The organism is Minwuia sp. (assembly GCF_048263705.1).
In the GTDB taxonomy this organism is placed as follows: domain Bacteria; phylum Pseudomonadota; class Alphaproteobacteria; order Minwuiales; family Minwuiaceae; genus Minwuia.
In genome coordinates this window covers 226,999-241,929 of record NZ_JBLXDV010000002.1, presented here as the reverse complement: position 1 = coordinate 241,929, position 14,931 = coordinate 226,999, and the positions used below count along the sequence as shown (strand labels likewise).

Genomic DNA, 14,931 nt, shown 5'->3' with positions numbered 1-14,931 from the left:
CGGCTGCCCCGATCTTGCATGGCCCGACCGGTACCCGCGCTGGAGTTCCCAAGATGAGACGCTTATCCGTTCTGACTTTCCTGATTTGCGCAGTTGGCCTGTATCAGGCTGCATATGCCCAAGACGCCGGAAAGGAACGCGCAGACCCCTGGCTCTACTATATCGAGACCCTGCCCGACCGGCAGGAGGTGACGGACTGGATGTCGGTCCAGAGCGAGCTGGAAATGCCGCTCTATCCGTTCAACGAGGCGCTGGTGGTCCAGAACCCGCCGGTCTTCCGCTGGCGGTACGAGGGGGAGGCGATCAACTACGAAGTCGAGATCGAGCGGACCGACGGCAAGGGCGAGAAGATCCGCCGCATCACCGAATACAACCACCTGCTGCTGGACGCACCGCTGGACGTCGCGCCCTATCGCTGGCGTGCCCGGCGCTGGCACGACCGCACCGGCGCCGACGCATGGGGCGAGTGGCGCAGCTTCTCGATCAACGAAAAGGCACACATCTTTGTCGCGCCGTCCGTTCAGGAAGCCTGGGAGCGTGCCTTCAACAAGCGCCATCCGCGCAGCTTTCCCGGCAAGGAAGGCTTCAATACCCTGCGTCGCGAGTTGCGGCAGGGAGAGCGGAAGCCGATCTTCCGCGGCGTCGTGAAGACGGTGACCGAGAAGTTCATCGCCGGGGAACTGGATCCCGAGCCGCCGACCGCAACCTTCGAGGTCGAGGATTATTACGAGCGGATTCGCGTGGCCAAGTTCATCGCCCAGGTGGTGAACAGGGCGACGGTCCAGCTCGGCACGACGATCTACAGCTATCACCTCACCCGCGACGAGGCGATGATGCAGGAAGCCTGGCGGCGGGCGCTGGTGCTGGCTTCGTGGGATCCGGACCATTCGACCGGTGTGCGGTCGTCGGACCTGTCCAACCTGCGCATCGCGCTGGCGCTGGCGCTGGTCTATGACCTGACCCACAAGCACATGGACGACGACACGAAGACCGAACTGAAGCGGATGATCGAATACCGCACGCAGGCCGCCTTCGATCAGTATGTCGTCAATCCAAGGCGTGCGCTGGAACTGAAACCCTACAACAGCCACGGTTTCCGGCAGGCGGGTGCCGTGACCGCCATCGCAACCCTGATGGCCCGTGACACCCCGCGCGCGCGCAACTGGTTCTTCCGCACCTACCCGATCTATCTGGCCGTCAACAATCCCTGGGGCGGCGAGGATGGGGGCTTCGGCAACGGCGTGAACTACGGCATCTGGGACGCCGTCAACAACATGCACTACTGGGACGTCATCAAGAATGCGATCGACGTCGATCCGACACAGATGGGCTGGCCGCAGCAGGCCGGCATCTTCTTCAGCTATCTGGTGCCGCCGGGGACGCCGAACTCCTCCTTCGGCGATGGCGGGGAGAACGATTTCCCCGATGTCTGGGCGCTGGTCGCCATGATGTACCGCCAGCGGATCGACACGCCGATCAGCCGACGGTTCGCCAGCCAGTGGGACCCGCAGCGGCCCGAATTCTACCTGCATCTGTACGGACCCCTGTACGAGGAACCGAAGCGCCCCTTCGATCAGGCCGATCACGTCGCACTGCCCGACACCGCCATCTTTCCGTCCATCGGCTGGGTCGTGATGCATTCCGAACTGGACGACCCCGAACGCTATTCCATCCTGTTCAAATCCAGTCCCTATGGCAGTTTCAGCCACAGCCACGCCGACCAGAACAGCTTCATCATCAACGGCCGGCAGGAATCGCTGGCGGTCGACAGCGGCTATTACGACACCTGGAAGTCCAAGCATCACATCGCCTGGACCATGCAGACCAGGGCGCACAACGCCATCACCTTTGACGGCGGTCAGGGGCAGCCGCATCAGGACCGCTCGGCGCAGGGCAAGATCACGAACTTCGCGCGCTGCGGCGACTACGACATGACCTCGGGCGATGCGACCAAGGCGTATCAGGGTGCCCTGTCGAAGGCGAAGCGCACTATCACCTATGTCCGGCCCGACCTGGCGCTGATCTACGACGATCTGGCGTCCGACGAGGCCCGCAAATGGGAGTGGAATCTGCACGCCTGGGAGCAGATCGAGGAACAGGGGCCGGGCCGGATGAAGATCGCCAGGGGCAACGGCAAGGCCTGCTTCCGCGTGCTGTCCGCGCCGGACTTCACGACGTCGCAGATCAACAGCTTTCCGGAAGACCCGGATCCCTTCTTTGTGCCCGACTGGACGAACCAGTGGCACATGACGCTGGCGTCGAAGGCGAAATCGGAATCAGCCGAGTTTCTGGTCGCGGTGGACCTCGACTGCACCGGTGCCGAGATCGGCGCGCCCGAAGCGCTGCCCAACGGCGGTTTCTCCGTCCGCATCGGCACCCATCAGGTCCAGATCAACGGCGACGGCGCGGTGGCAAGGCGCGTCGGCCCCTCGGTCGAGAACGCGCAATGCCCGATCCCGGCGAAGCCCGTACCCGATCTGGCGGCGCGGTAGCGCTGCTGCATGGAAACTGCCTTGGCGCAGAAGAAGGCGTCAACGACAGAGCGGAGAATCGCCCTAGATATCTACGTCCTCGACGAAGCGGGCGTTGTCCTGGATGAATTCCAGGCGTTTTTCCGGCTTCTTGCCCATCAGACGCTCGATCAGGCCGGCGGCGTCGGCGCGGTCTTCGGCGGGCAGGTCCACGCGCAGCAGGCGGCGCTGTTTCGGGTCCATGGTGGTGTCGCGCAGCTGGGCCGGCGGCATCTCGCCGAGACCCTTGAAGCGGCTGACCTCGACCTTGCTCTTGCCCTTGAATTCGGTGGCGATCAGCTTCTCGCGGTGCGCGTCATCGATGGCGTAATGGGTCCTTCCGCCCTGTGACAGGCGGTAGAGCGGCGGACAGGCGAGATAAAGCCGTCCGTCGTCGACCAGCCCCGGCATCTCGCGGAAGAAGAAGGTCATCAGCAGCGCCGCGATGTGTGCGCCGTCCACGTCGGCGTCGGTCATGATGATGACCTTGCCGTAGCGCAGGTCGTCCAGCACGAACGACCGTCCCATGCCGCAGCCGAGCGCCAGCGTCAGATCCGCCAGTTCCTGATTCTGGGCGAGCTTCTCGGCACCTGCGCTCATGACGTTCAGGATCTTGCCGCGCAGGGGCAGGATGGCCTGGGTCTCGCGCTTGCGGGCCGATTTGGCGGAGCCGCCCGCCGAGTCGCCCTCGACGATGAACAGTTCGGTAGTTTCGCGCTGGCTGGCGGTGCAGTCGGCCAGCTTGCCGGGCAGGCGCAGCTTGCGGGTCGCCGTCTTGCGGCTGACTTCCTTTTCCTTGCGCCGCCGCGCGCGTTCCTCGGCCCGGTCGATGGCTTTCTCAAGCAGGCGCTCGGCGACCTTCGGATTGCCCGACAGCCAGTGGTCGATGTGATCCTTGACCACATTCTCGACCAGGCGCGTGGCTTCGGGACTGGCCAGTTTCTCCTTGGTCTGCCCCTGGAACTGCGGATCCTTGATGAAGACCGACAACAGGCCGGTCGCGCCGCCCAGCGCGTCGTCCGCCGTGATCTGCGCGGCCTTCTTGTTGTTGGTCAGTTCGCCATAGGCCTTCAGCCCGCGCGACACCGCCGAGCGGAATCCGTTCTCGTGGCTGCCGCCCTGCGGCGTCGGGATGGTGTTGCAGTAGGACGTGGTCCAGCCGTCGCCCCATTCCAGCCACTGCACGGCCCATTCGGCGCGGCCCCTGCCGTCGGCCAGGTCGACGCGTCCGGCGAAGGGCGTCGGCGAGACGGTGGCCTGCGCGCCCAGCGAATCGGTCAGGTAATCCGCCAGACCGCCCGGAAAATGCAGCACGGCCTCGGGTGGCGTGTCGTCGGTGATCAGGGCCGGGTCGGTCTTCCAGCGGATCTCGACGCCCGGATAGAGGTAGGCCTTCGAGCGGGCCAGCTTGTAGATGCGTGCGGGCTTCAGGATCAGCTTCTCGCCGAAGATTTCCGGATCCGGGTGAAACCGCACGCGCGTCCCGCGCCGGTTCTGGACGGGGCCCAGATCCTCAAGGCTGCCCAGCGGAATGCCCTTGCAGAAGCTCTGCCGCCACAGCCGTCGGTCGCGCGCGACCTCGACAGTCAGTTCGTCGGTCAGCGCGTTGACCACCGAGATGCCGACGCCGTGCAGCCCGCCCGCGGTGGCGTAGGCGCCTTCCTCGAACTTGCCGCCCGCGTGCAGCGTTGTGAGAATCACTTCCAGCGCGGACTTGTCCCTGAACTTCGGATGGGGATCGACCGGGATGCCGCGCCCGTTGTCGTCGATGACGCAGACGCCGTCGGCCTGCAGCGTGATTTCGATGCGGCTGGCGTGACCGGCGACGGCCTCGTCCATGGAATTGTCCAGTACCTCGGCGACCAGATGATGCAGCGCCCGCTCGTCGGTGCCGCCGATATACATGCCGGGGCGCTGGCGGACGGGCTCCAGCCCCTCCAGAACCTTGATGTCCTTGGCCGAATAGTCGCTGTCGCCGCCCTTGGTCGTGGCGGCAAATAGGTCACTCATATCGTTCATCGAATCACGTCATTTACTGGGACGACGCACCATATCAGGGGTCCGCACAAACGCGAAGCACGAGATATGCGGATATCGTGTTGGAAGAGCCATGTGCTCAAATCCGGCTCGGGAGTTGGCAATGATCCGCCGATCCCGGACCCCCGCGCGAGGCGGGGGTGACCCGTTTGCGCAGGCGGTCGCGCCGAATCCTGAAGGGTCATGCCCGGCTTGCCCGGGCATCCGGTCTGACTCAGAATCGACGAATGGAAAGGCAGTTCCACGTTTATCTGATGACCGATCATCGCAACGGCACGTTTTATGTCGGATTGACAAGCGATCTGGCTCGGCGCTGCGAGCAGCATCGATGCGGGCATGGCGGCGGCGGATTCACGGCGAGATACGGGCTCAAGCACCTTGTCTGGTTCGAAACCCACGCCGACCCGGAACAAGCCATCAGGCGTGAGAAGCGCATCAAGCGCTGGACCTGGATCGAAAAAATGAAGGCGATCGAGGCAGTCAATCCACAGTGGCGCGATCTTTCCTATGCACTCGGCGGTGCCTCGATCTCCGACTGTCCGCTGATACCGGACCCCCGCGCGAGGCGGGGGTGACCCGTTTGCGAAAGCGGTTGCGCCGAATCCTGAAGGGTCATGCCGGGCATCCGGTCTGACGGATGGTTGCCCGCCTGACCCCCCGCGCAACACGGCGTTTCCTCAGCCGCAGCCTGCCAGCGCCTGCGTGAAGTCGGCTTTCAGGTCATCGATGCCTTCCAGCCCGACCGACAGGCGCACCAGACCGGCCGTGACTCCGATCGCGGCGCGCTCCTGATCCGAGATGGCGCGGTGCGTCGTGGTCTGCGGGTGGGTGATCAGGCTTTTGGAATCGCCGAGATTGTTGGAGATGTCGACGATCTTCAGCCGGTCCATGCAGCGGAACGCGGCCTCCTTACCGCCCGCGATCTCGAAGGCGATCAGGGTGCCGCCGATCCCGGACATCTGTTCCCGCACAAGCGCGGCCTGCGGAAAGCTCTCCAGTCCGGGATAGCTGACCCGCGCGATGCCGGGCAGGGTTTCCAGATGCCGTGCCAGTGCCAGCGCGTTGGCGCACATCTTCTCGACGCGCAGGGAGAGGGTTTCCAGTCCCTTCACCAGCACCCATGCGTTGAACGGGCTGAGAGACGGGCCGGTGTGGCGCATGAAGGGCATCAGCTTCTCGTCGATGAATGCCTGCGACGAAAGCACCGCCCCGCCGAGGCAGCGTCCCTGACCGTCGATGTGCTTGGTCGCGGAATAGACGACGACATCGGCACCCAGTTCCAGCGGTTTCTGCAGCATGGGCGTGGCGAAGACATTGTCCACGACCACCGTCGCGCCCGCCTTGTGCGCCAGATCGGATACGGCCCGCAGGTCGATCAGTTCCAGCGTCGGATTGGCGGGGGTTTCCAGAAAGACCACGTCCGCGCAGGGGCTCAACGCCTCCGCCCACTGATCCAGATCACCGCCATCGACCAGTACGGTCTCGACACCGAAGCGCGGCAGGATCTGCGTGATGATGTGATGGCAGCTTCCGAACAGGGCGCGCGATGCGACCAGCCGGTCGCCCGACTTCAGTTGCGACATCAGCGATGCAAAGACCGCGGCCATGCCCGACGCGGTGGCGAAGCAGGCCTCGGCCCCTTCCAGTAGACGCAGCCGTTCCTCGAACATCGCAACTGTCGGATTGCCATAGCGGGAATAGATGAAGCCGTCCTGCTCGCCCTTGAAGCGGGCTTCGGCATCGGCGGCGGTCTCGTAGACGAAGCCCGAGTTCAGGAACAGCGCCTCGGAGGTCTCGCCCTGCGCCGAACGGTCCAGTCCGCCGCGCACCAGCCGCGTTTCGGGCGACCAGTTCGATATGTCATCCAGCAGGTGCGTCATTGCTGTTTCCACGGCAGGTCGTGGTAGCGCCAGCCGCCCAGGTTGCCCCGGCGGCCCGTGTCGTCCTTGTCGCCTTCGAACCCTTCCGAGACGTTGTAGCAGAACCGGTATCCTGCCGCCGTCAACGCCTTCGCAGCAGCCTTCGACCGGACGCCCGACCGGCACAGCAGATAGATCGGCTGGTCTTCGGAGATTCCCTTGGCACGCACATCCTCGACGAAGCTCTCGTTGATCTTCATCTCGGGATAATGCTGCCACTCGATGAACAGCGTGTCCTTCGCCATGCCCGACAGGTCGGGAATGCCCACGAACTGCCATTCCGGCACGGTCCGCACGTCGATCAGAACGGCATTCCTGTCTCCGGTCAGCGCATCATGCGCGTTCCATGGCGGAACATCGCCCGCATATCCCTCACTCATGACTCTTTCCCTCAAGTATGCGGATCAAGCACAGTCCGCCATCTCAAAATACATCCGCGCACCGGGACTTGATCCCGGTGCCCAGCCTGGCCCCAACGCTGCGCCGGGTTCCGGGATCAGGTCCCGAAACAGGCCCGTGTCTCACGGTCACGTCCTTCAGATCGTATGTATGCCGCATTCGGTCTTGTCCTGATCGCGCCAGCGGCCCGCCCGCGGATCCTCGCCCGGGGCGACCCGATCGGTACACGGCATGCAGCCGATGGACAGGAATCCGTCGGCTTCCAGCGGATGGTGCGGCAGGTCGTGCCTCTTGAAATGGGCTTCTATGTCGTCTCTGGTCCAGTCCGCAAGGGGATTGAACTTCAGGCGGCCATCCGCCGCCTCGATCGTCGGCATGTGTCCGCGTGCGCCGCCCTGATAGCGCTTCCGTCCGGTCAGCCAGGCATCGTAGGGGCGCAGCGCCCGCTGCAGCGGTTCGACCTTGCGGATGTAGCAGCACAGGCCCGGGTCGCGCCGGAACTGCAGCATGTCGCCGTCGACCTGTTTCACCTGCACCGGGTCCGGGCGCACAGAGGTCACGCTGGTCAGGCCCAGCCGCTCGATCAGGGTCTCGCGATAGCGCAGGGTCTCACCGAACAGGCGGCCCGTGTCGATGAAGGTCACGGCGATGTTGCGATCCACCTCCGCCGCCAGCGACAGCAGCACCGCCGCTTCCGCGCCGAACGAGGACACCAGCGTCAGCCGGTCGCCGAAGCTGCGGCAGGCTACGGCGATCAGGTCGCGCCCGCCCAGGTGACCGAACATCATGTTCATCTCGTGCGCCTGATTGGCAGAGCGGATCAGGCGTTCGGTATCGGCGAAGGGGGCGTGAAAGGACATGGCGGGTTCTCAATAAATGTGGAGTCTATGACGGACTCAGAGGGTCATGCCCGGCTTGTCCGGGCATCCGGTGAACTGTTGAACGTGCAGCAACGCTGCACCGGACCCCCGCGCAAGGCGGGGGTGACCCGAGGGAATCAACTGGCCAGGGCAACCGGTGCGGCGTGACGCAGGCGATAGGCGGGCACGCGGTCGTCGGCGGCAGGCTGATAGACCGACCGGAAGCGTTGCGCGGCACCCAGCCAGGTCTCCAGATGGATGTCCGCCGAAACCACCACCGCGTCGAAGCCGCAGCGCAGCAGGAAGCTGTACTGATCGGCGATGACGGGGCCGTTGGCGCGCAATTCACCGCCAAACCCGTAGCGGTCCCGCAGGATACGCGCCTGACTGAAGGCGCGCCCGTCGGTGAAGGCGGGGAAGCTGAGCGAGATCGCGGCGATGCGGTCCAGATCGTCGACCAGTACCCCCGGATCGGCGTCGTTCGGCAGGATCACGCCGATCGCACCCAGTCCGCGCAGCAGCCCGCGCTCAGCCAGCCAGAGGTCCAGCGAGACGAACTTCGCACCGGGCTTCAGCGCCTCTTCGACGGTTTCCGCGGTCTCCCAGCGGTCTTGCAACAGTTTGCCGTTCTTAAGCAGTGCCATAGAGGGCCTCCTTGAAGGGATTGATGCCGAGACGGTCGAACGCGTCGATGAAGCGTTCGCCCGTGCGGCGGTTGGCGACATAGGTTTCGATGATGGTTTCGATGGCATCGACGGCGGCGTCGGCGGTGAAGGCCGGGCCGACGATCTTTCCGATGGACGCATCCTCGTCGGCGCGCCCGCCCAGGGTGATCTGGTAGAATTCCTCACCCTTCTTGTCGACGCCCAGGATGCCGATGTTGGCGACGTGGTGGTGCCCGCAGGCATTGATGCAGCCGGAAATGTTCAGGGTCGCTTCGCCGATGTCGTGCAACCGGTCCAGATCGGCGAACCGCTCGGAAATCTGCTGCGACAACGGGATCGAACGCGCGTTGGCCAGGCTGCAATAATCCAGTCCCGGGCAGGCGATGATGTCGCCCAGCAGGCCGATGTTCGGGGTGTCCAGTTCGACGTTGCCCAGCGCCAGCCAGAGGTCGTAGAGGTCCCCCTGCCGGACGTGCGGCAGCACCAGATTCTGCTCGTGCGCGACACGCAGTTCGCCGAAGGAATAGCGCTCGGCCAGATCGGCCACGGCGTCCATCTGCTCGGCCGTGGCGTCGCCGGGAATGCCGCCGACCGGCTTCAGCGAGATGTTGGCGATGGCATAGCCCGCCTGCTTGTGCGGCTTGACGTTGGATTTCACCCAGCGCGCGAAGGCGCGGTCCTCAAGCTGTTTCGCCGCGAAGCTGCCCGACGGGCCGTCCAGACGCTCGAAAGCAGGCTCGGCGAAGTGCGCGCGGATGCGGGCGATCTCCTCCTCGGGGAGGGACAGCACGCCGTCCCGGATGCTCTCCCATTCCTCTTCGACCTGCCGGGCATACTCATCCGCACCGATCTCATGGACCAGGATCTTGATGCGCGCCTTGTACTTGTTATCGCGGCGGCCGTGGCGGTTATAGACCCGCAGCATCGCCTCCAGATAGCTCAGCAGGTCGCGTTCGGGCAGGAAGTCGCGGATCAGCTTCGCGATCATCGGCGTGCGGCCCTGGCCGCCCCCGGCCCACATCTGGAAGCCCGTTTCTCCGGCATCGTTGCGGACAATCACGATGCCGATGTCATGCACCTTGATCGCCGCACGGTCCTTCGCGGTGCCCGTCACCGCGATCTTGAACTTGCGCGGCAGGAAGGTGAATTCCGGATGAAAGGTCGACCATTGCCGGATGATCTCCGACCAGATGCGGGGATCGTCGACCTCATCGGCGACCGCACCGGCGAACTGGTCTGCGGTCGTGTTGCGGATGCAGTTGCCGGACGTCTGGATGGCGTGCATCTCGACCTCGGCCAGTTCGGCCAGCAGATCGGGCGTCTCCTCCAGTTTCGGCCAGTTGTACTGGATGTTCTGGCGCGTGGTGAAATGCGCGTAGCCCCGGTCATAGACGCGCGCGATCCGGGCCAGCTTGCGCATCTGCACCGAAGACAGCACGCCATAGGGGATGGCGACGCGCAGCATGTAGGCGTGCAACTGCAGGTACAGACCGTTCATCAGGCGCAGCGGGCGGAATTCCTCCTCCGACAGGTCGCCGGACACGCGCCGGGCGACCTGATCGCGGAACTCGGCGACGCGGGTATCCACCAGGTCGCGGTCGATGGTGTCGTACTGGTACATGGCGTTTCAGCCCTTCTTTTCTCTGTTGCGTCATCCCGGGCTTGTCCCGGGATCCGGTCAGAATCATCAGTGGAGCGGCGGTGCCGCGCCGGACCCCGGCACAGGACCGGGGTGACAGTCTGTGTTTCTCACGCCGCCTGCGGTTTCAGGTAATCGACGCTCGGCCCCGTCACGCGCAGGCGTTCGCGGTATTTCGTGGGACGCAGGCCGGTTTCGGTGCGTTCGACGGCGATCTCATAGGGGCCGACCGCGATGGCCGGCTGGGTCTCGGCGCGTTCCAGCAACTGCGCGACGGATTCCTTGTCCTCGGCGACGGTCGCGTCAGCGATGTCCAGCGACCAGCCCTGGTCGCCCAGGAAGATCGCAAGGCCATCGTTCAGCCGGTTCGCGGTGATGATGTGCAGGCTCATGGGTTCAACTCCTCACAGAACGTGGGCCAGCGGCGCGGCAGCCGCATCGGCGGACAGGCGGGCGAGGCCGCTTTGCGTGACCTCGCCGATGATGATGAGCGCGGGCGACGCGATCCGTTCGCGCGCCAGCAGGTCGGGCAGGTCGTCCAGGCGCCCGTGGACGGTGCGCTGATCGGGCAGCGTGCCGTTCTCGATGATCGCGACGGGCGTGGCCGGGCTGCGGCCGTGGGCGATCAGGTGCGTCCGGCTCTGCCGCGCGGTGTCGATGCCCATGTAGATCGCCAGCGTGTGCCGGGCGCTGGCGAGCAACCGCCAGTCCAGATCGGCCTCGCCATCCTTGCCCTGACCGGAAAGGAAGGTGACCGCGCTGGCGTGATCGCGATGGGTCAGCGGGAACCCGGACGCCGCGGCACAGCCCACGGCGGCCGTGATGCCGGGCACGATCTCGACCTCGATGCCGCGATCGGCCAGATATTCGGCTTCCTCGCCGCCGCGTCCGAAGACGAACGGATCGCCGCCCTTCAGGCGCACGACCAGATGTCCGGCCCGTGCCTCGGCGGCCAGGATGGCGTTGGTCTCGTCCTGGGAGCGGAAATGGGCGGCGCGGGCCTTGCCGACATAGATCCGGCGCGCGTCGCGGCGGGACAGGTTCAGGATCTCGTCGGAGATCAGCCGGTCATGGACGATCACGTCCGCTTCCTGCAGCAGGCGATGTGCCTTGCGGGTCAGCAGTTCCGGATCGCCCGGACCGGCACCGACGATGGCGACGCGGCCCGTGACCTCGCCCGCCGCCGAACGGTTGATGAAAGCCAGCATGTCCTGCCGGGCGTCGGTCTCGTCGCCGGACAGGACCTTGCGCGCGACCGGACTGGACAGGAACCGGTCCCAGAACTTCCGGCGCTGGGTCGCGGTCGGCAGGGTGGCCTTCACCGCGCCCCGGAAGCGGTCGATGAACCCGGCCAGCGCGCCCAGGTTCTTCGGCAGTGCCGTTTCGATCAGGCCGCGCACCTGGCGCGACAGCACGGGCGCGGCACCGCCGGACGAGATCGCGACCGTGATGGGGCCGCGCTCGACGATGGCGGGCATGGTGAAATCGGACAGCGCCGGGCGGTCCACCACGTTGACTGTGACTCCTGCACGGCGTGCCGCTTCGGCAATCTGGCGGTCTCCGGACGCGTCTTCCATCGCAACGACGATCAATTTCACATCATCCAAATCTGAAGTGTGAAATTGACGATGCCTCAGATCGATGCGGCCCGACGCGGACCATTCGAGGATGTCACTCGCCGGATCTTCGGCGACGATGGTGACCTGTGCGTCAGCGGCCAGCAGCAGGCGCGCCTTGGCGATCGCGGCATCGCCGCTGCCCGCGACAAGTACGGGCTGACCGGCAAGTTTCAGGAAAATTGGGAACGCGTTCATGGCGCTTCTCCTCAGGCCAGCAGGAAGAAGGCGTTGGAATACCGCGGCACAAAGGCCTGAAACCGGTTCCAGAACGAACGTAGAGCGTGTCTTTTCGCTGACATAGCGCAGTCTCCGTGCCTCAACAAAGGGCCCACGGAGACTTCCCCGTGGCGCTTTAGCAATTGTTGACGCGGCGCAAGCTGCCCAATCAAATTCCGCGGGTCCGAGAGAGGGCTCGGACCAGGCCCTGTGCCATGCCGCCAGCCTTCCGGCTGGTGTGTCTCTATCGCGTTCGGATATCGACCTGCATCTGACATGGAGGAGAATTTGTTATTTTCCCGCTCCGGTCAATATAAATATTCACCTCCGAGGTGGAATTAAATTTTACACAGTATTTGAGTGTATAATAAAAGCGGCCGCGATGACCGTCACGGCGGTGACTCACAGCCGCCCGTCAGGACGCAGCGACGGCCTGAACGACGTCGGGCCGATCGACGCGTGCGACGAAGGCGATGCCCGTCGCATCTTCATGCTGATAGGTGATCCGGGCTTCCAGTCGGGCGGGCAGCCGTTCGCCATCCAGATAGACGTGCTCGCCGACATAACCGTCGATCCGTGGCGTGATCAGCATGCCGCCGTCGGAAACGTTCCTGACGGTATGATCGTCGGCGACCGGCCCGCGATGGCGTTCGACACGTACGGAAATGTCCGCCGGCCTGCGCTCGGCGGCGCGGCGCTGTCCGAACGGCCAGGTGCGACCGTCCTGAACGGCGGTTTCGATCAGGGACTTGAATTCTTTCATCGGGGTCCTCGCTTCACTCACGCTGATCCGATTATCGAACGATCTTATGAGACAGGCGTTAAGCCGCGGTCCCGGTGGCGATGATGAACATGCGGCGGAACGGGAACAGGGTGATCCCGTCGGGCGCGACGGGATATGCCGTGCGCAGCTTCTCGCGATAGACGGATACGAACGCGCTGAAGTCGTCGCGGTCCAGGTTCGTTTCCACCGGCAGCAACGCCGTGCCGCGCACCCATTCCAGTACCGGGTCCGCGCCGTTCAGCGGCTGGGCGTATTCGGTCTCCCAGATATCCACCGCATCCGCGATCGGGCGCAGCAGGTCGTGATAGAAGCGGACATCCTGCACGAAATCGCCCAGCAGCTTTCCCTTCAGCCGATCGCGGAAGCGGGGATCACGCGCGATCTCGCCGATCAGCGCATGCGAAGGCGCGGCAAAATTGTTCGGCTGCTGGATTGCAAGGCAGCCGCCGGGACGCAGGAAGCCGAGCAGGCGAGCGAGCAGGCGGGCATGATCGGGTACCCAGTGCAGCGCAGCGTTGGCGAAGATCACGTCGGCCGGATCGTCGGGTTCCCAGGTGCCGATATCGGCTTCCCGGAAGGTGATGCCGGCGAAGCTGTCGCGGGCCTTCTCAAGCATCGCTGGATTGTTGTCGATGCCGGTGACCGTGGCGCCGGGCCAGCGGGCCTTCAGCGGTGCGGTCGAATTGCCTGGTCCGCAGCCCAGGTCGTAGACGGACGTTGCCGTATCCACCGGCACACGGGCCAGCAGGTCGAACACCGGGCGGGTGCGCAGGTCGCCCATCGTGCCCTTCAGATATTGTTCCGGATTCCACGGGTTCGATGACATGGCGTGTCCCCTTGTTTGACGCAGGCTGACCCCCCGCGGATAATTGTCCACACAGGGGAGGGGATTATGTATCAGGAAAATTACCAGTGCATCGCGTTTGAAAGGTCGGACAAGGTCCTGACCGTCACGCTCAACCGGCCGGATGTGATGAACGCGGTGAACCGGCAACTGCACGCCGAACTGGCGCGGCTGTTCACCGACCTGCAGGACGACGAGGCCGAGGTCATCGTGCTGACCGGCGCGGGCAGGGCTTTCTGCGCGGGCGGCGATATCGACTGGATGCAGGAAGGGATCGATCAGCCTGCCAGCTTCGAGCGGACGGCGACCGAAGCCAAACAGATCGTCTTCGGGCTGCTGGACCTTGAAAAGCCGATCATTTGCCGCCTGAACGGCGATGCGGTCGGACTGGGCGCCACCATCGCGCTGTTCTGTGACATCATCATCGCCCACGAGGACGCGCGCATCGGAGACCCGCATGTGTCGGTCGGTCTGGTGGCCGGCGACGGCGGCGCGATCATCTGGCCGCAGCTGATCGGCTATGCGCGGGCCAAGGAATATCTGATGACCGGCAAGCTGATGACCGCGGCCGATGCGGCTGCCATGGGGCTGGTCAACCATGCGGTCAGCGCGGCGGCGCTGGATGCGGAGACCGCGAAGATGGCCGAGCGGCTGGCGAACGGCGCGTCCAAGGCGATCCGCTGGACCAAGGTTTCGGTCAACATCGGGCTGAAGCAGATGGCGCATGCCATCATGGATGCCTCCATATCCTACGAACTGATGTCCAACCTGTCGAAAGATCATCAGGAGGCGGTGAACGCCTTCCGTGAGAAGCGACGCCCCGTCTTTACCGGAGAGTGAACTTGGCCCGTATCCCCTATGTCGACCCCGCAGACGCACCCGAGGAGATCGCCAGCCTTCTGGCGAAGCTGCCGCCGATGAATGTGATGCGGATGCTGGCGCATGCAGAGCCCGAGTTCCGGAAGTTCGTGAGTTTCTCGGATGCGCTGCTGCGCAAGTCGGATGTGGACAAGTGGCTGCTGGAACTGGCGATCCTGCGGGTGGGCCATCTGTCGGAAGCGCCCTACGAGATTCATCAGCACGAGGCGCTGGCCCGCGCGGTCGGCGGTACGGACGACAAGATCGCCGCCATTGCAGACGGTGCAAACAATGATCTGTTCAGCGAGGACGAAAAGCTCGTGCTCCGCTATACCGACGATGTCGTCCGCAACGTCCGTGCCTCGGACGCCACGTTCAAGCCGCTGGAAGCGAAGCTGAGCCATCAGGGGCTGGTGGAACTGACCATGGCCATCGGGTTCTACATGATGGTGTCGCGCCTGCTGAACACGTTCGATGTCGAGATTGAGGACGGCGGCGACACAACATTAACGCTGGAGCGCTAATCTGTGACCGTCGCGCAGATGTATCAGGCCCGCATCTTGCCCATATCACTGGTATAG

The 14,931-nt window shown here is 64.5% G+C and carries 14 protein-coding genes; 4 read left to right on the top strand and 10 right to left on the bottom strand.

Annotation, left to right across the window (positions count from 1 at the left end; translation table 11 throughout):
• The first annotated feature begins 53 nt into the window (after nt 1–53).
• Nucleotides 54–2,492: a DUF4962 domain-containing protein gene (locus ACN0X7_RS03540; RefSeq protein WP_417514171.1), complete on the top strand. Its 2,439-nt coding sequence runs from the start codon at nt 54–56 to the stop codon at nt 2,490–2,492.
• 63 nt (nt 2,493–2,555) lie between these two features.
• Here the strand turns inward: ACN0X7_RS03540 and parE are convergent, their stop codons facing one another.
• Nucleotides 2,556–4,520 carry a DNA topoisomerase IV subunit B gene (gene parE / locus ACN0X7_RS03535; protein WP_417514169.1) on the bottom strand — a complete coding sequence of 655 codons (1,965 nt, stop codon included), beginning with the start codon at nt 4,518–4,520 and terminating at the stop codon, nt 2,556–2,558.
• A 254-nt stretch (nt 4,521–4,774) separates the two neighbouring features.
• On the opposite strand from parE, the gene ACN0X7_RS03530 reads away from it, so the two are divergent.
• The gene (locus tag ACN0X7_RS03530) at nt 4,775–5,122 is read left to right on the top strand and encodes a GIY-YIG nuclease family protein (RefSeq protein ID WP_417514167.1); all 348 of its coding nucleotides are present in this window, start codon (nt 4,775–4,777) and stop codon (nt 5,120–5,122) included.
• Nucleotides 5,123–5,224: 102 nt separating this feature from the next.
• Here the strand turns inward: ACN0X7_RS03530 and metZ are convergent, their stop codons facing one another.
• From metZ to ACN0X7_RS03485, 9 genes are all read right to left on the bottom strand, one after another.
• Complete coding sequence (metZ, locus tag ACN0X7_RS03525) at nt 5,225–6,427, bottom strand: O-succinylhomoserine sulfhydrylase (protein WP_417514165.1); 1,203 nt, start codon at nt 6,425–6,427, stop codon at nt 5,225–5,227.
• Nucleotides 6,424–6,846 carry a rhodanese-like domain-containing protein gene (locus ACN0X7_RS03520; protein WP_417514163.1) on the bottom strand — a complete coding sequence of 141 codons (423 nt, stop codon included), beginning with the start codon at nt 6,844–6,846 and terminating at the stop codon, nt 6,424–6,426. Before ACN0X7_RS03520 ends, metZ begins: the two co-directional genes overlap by 4 nt.
• Nucleotides 6,847–7,002: 156 nt before the next feature.
• Nucleotides 7,003–7,725 (bottom strand): phosphoadenylyl-sulfate reductase, encoded by a 723-nt coding sequence (locus ACN0X7_RS03515; protein ID WP_417514161.1) that lies wholly within the window; start codon nt 7,723–7,725, stop codon nt 7,003–7,005.
• Nucleotides 7,726–7,862: 137 nt separating this feature from the next.
• Nucleotides 7,863–8,369: a DUF934 domain-containing protein gene (locus ACN0X7_RS03510; RefSeq protein ID WP_417514159.1), complete on the bottom strand. Its 507-nt coding sequence runs from the start codon at nt 8,367–8,369 to the stop codon at nt 7,863–7,865.
• Nucleotides 8,356–10,011: a nitrite/sulfite reductase gene (locus tag ACN0X7_RS03505; RefSeq protein ID WP_417514157.1), complete on the bottom strand. Its 1,656-nt coding sequence runs from the start codon at nt 10,009–10,011 to the stop codon at nt 8,356–8,358. Before ACN0X7_RS03505 ends, ACN0X7_RS03510 begins: the two co-directional genes overlap by 14 nt.
• Before the next feature lie 128 nt (nt 10,012–10,139).
• Complete coding sequence (locus tag ACN0X7_RS03500) at nt 10,140–10,421, bottom strand: DUF2849 domain-containing protein (RefSeq protein ID WP_417514155.1); 282 nt, start codon at nt 10,419–10,421, stop codon at nt 10,140–10,142.
• Nucleotides 10,422–10,433: 12 nt separating this feature from the next.
• Entirely contained in the window at nt 10,434–11,843 is a 1,410-nt protein-coding gene (gene cysG / locus ACN0X7_RS03495) for a siroheme synthase CysG (RefSeq protein WP_417514153.1), read from the bottom strand.
• Between the two features lie 436 nt (nt 11,844–12,279).
• A complete protein-coding gene (locus tag ACN0X7_RS03490) occupies nt 12,280–12,627 on the bottom strand; it encodes a PilZ domain-containing protein (protein WP_417514151.1) in 348 nt (115 codons plus the stop codon).
• 58 nt (nt 12,628–12,685) lie between these two features.
• Nucleotides 12,686–13,474: a methyltransferase domain-containing protein gene (locus ACN0X7_RS03485; RefSeq protein ID WP_417514149.1), complete on the bottom strand. Its 789-nt coding sequence runs from the start codon at nt 13,472–13,474 to the stop codon at nt 12,686–12,688.
• A gap of 66 nt (nt 13,475–13,540) precedes the next feature.
• Here ACN0X7_RS03485 and ACN0X7_RS03480 point away from each other — a divergent pair, with 66 nt between their 5' ends.
• On the top strand, nt 13,541–14,332 hold the full coding sequence (locus tag ACN0X7_RS03480) for an enoyl-CoA hydratase/isomerase family protein (RefSeq protein ID WP_417514147.1): 792 nt from the start codon (nt 13,541–13,543) through the stop codon (nt 14,330–14,332).
• A gap of 2 nt (nt 14,333–14,334) precedes the next feature.
• On the top strand, nt 14,335–14,874 hold the full coding sequence (locus ACN0X7_RS03475; protein WP_417514145.1) for a carboxymuconolactone decarboxylase family protein: 540 nt from the start codon (nt 14,335–14,337) through the stop codon (nt 14,872–14,874).
• Nucleotides 14,875–14,931 lie beyond the last annotated feature (57 nt).

Bases quoted from the DNA above. Each gene is read 5' to 3' on its own strand.
- ACN0X7_RS03530 (WP_417514167.1), top strand. From the start codon at position 4,775: ATGGAAAGGCAGTTCCACGTTTATCTGATGACCGATCATCGCAACGGC.
- ACN0X7_RS03500 (WP_417514155.1), bottom strand. From the start codon at position 10,421: ATGAGCCTGCACATCATCACCGCGAACCGGCTGAACGATGGCCTTGCG.
- ACN0X7_RS03490 (WP_417514151.1), bottom strand. From the start codon at position 12,627: ATGAAAGAATTCAAGTCCCTGATCGAAACCGCCGTTCAGGACGGTCGC.
- ACN0X7_RS03510 (WP_417514159.1), bottom strand. From the start codon at position 8,369: ATGGCACTGCTTAAGAACGGCAAACTGTTGCAAGACCGCTGGGAGACC.
- ACN0X7_RS03540 (WP_417514171.1), top strand. From the start codon at position 54: ATGAGACGCTTATCCGTTCTGACTTTCCTGATTTGCGCAGTTGGCCTG.
- ACN0X7_RS03485 (WP_417514149.1), bottom strand. From the start codon at position 13,474: ATGTCATCGAACCCGTGGAATCCGGAACAATATCTGAAGGGCACGATG.
- parE (WP_417514169.1), bottom strand. From the start codon at position 4,520: ATGAGTGACCTATTTGCCGCCACGACCAAGGGCGGCGACAGCGACTAT.
- metZ (WP_417514165.1), bottom strand. From the start codon at position 6,427: ATGACGCACCTGCTGGATGACATATCGAACTGGTCGCCCGAAACGCGG.
- ACN0X7_RS03520 (WP_417514163.1), bottom strand. From the start codon at position 6,846: ATGAGTGAGGGATATGCGGGCGATGTTCCGCCATGGAACGCGCATGAT.
- ACN0X7_RS03480 (WP_417514147.1), top strand. From the start codon at position 13,541: ATGTATCAGGAAAATTACCAGTGCATCGCGTTTGAAAGGTCGGACAAG.
- ACN0X7_RS03515 (WP_417514161.1), bottom strand. From the start codon at position 7,725: ATGTCCTTTCACGCCCCCTTCGCCGATACCGAACGCCTGATCCGCTCT.
- ACN0X7_RS03505 (WP_417514157.1), bottom strand. From the start codon at position 10,011: ATGTACCAGTACGACACCATCGACCGCGACCTGGTGGATACCCGCGTC.
- cysG (WP_417514153.1), bottom strand. From the start codon at position 11,843: ATGAACGCGTTCCCAATTTTCCTGAAACTTGCCGGTCAGCCCGTACTT.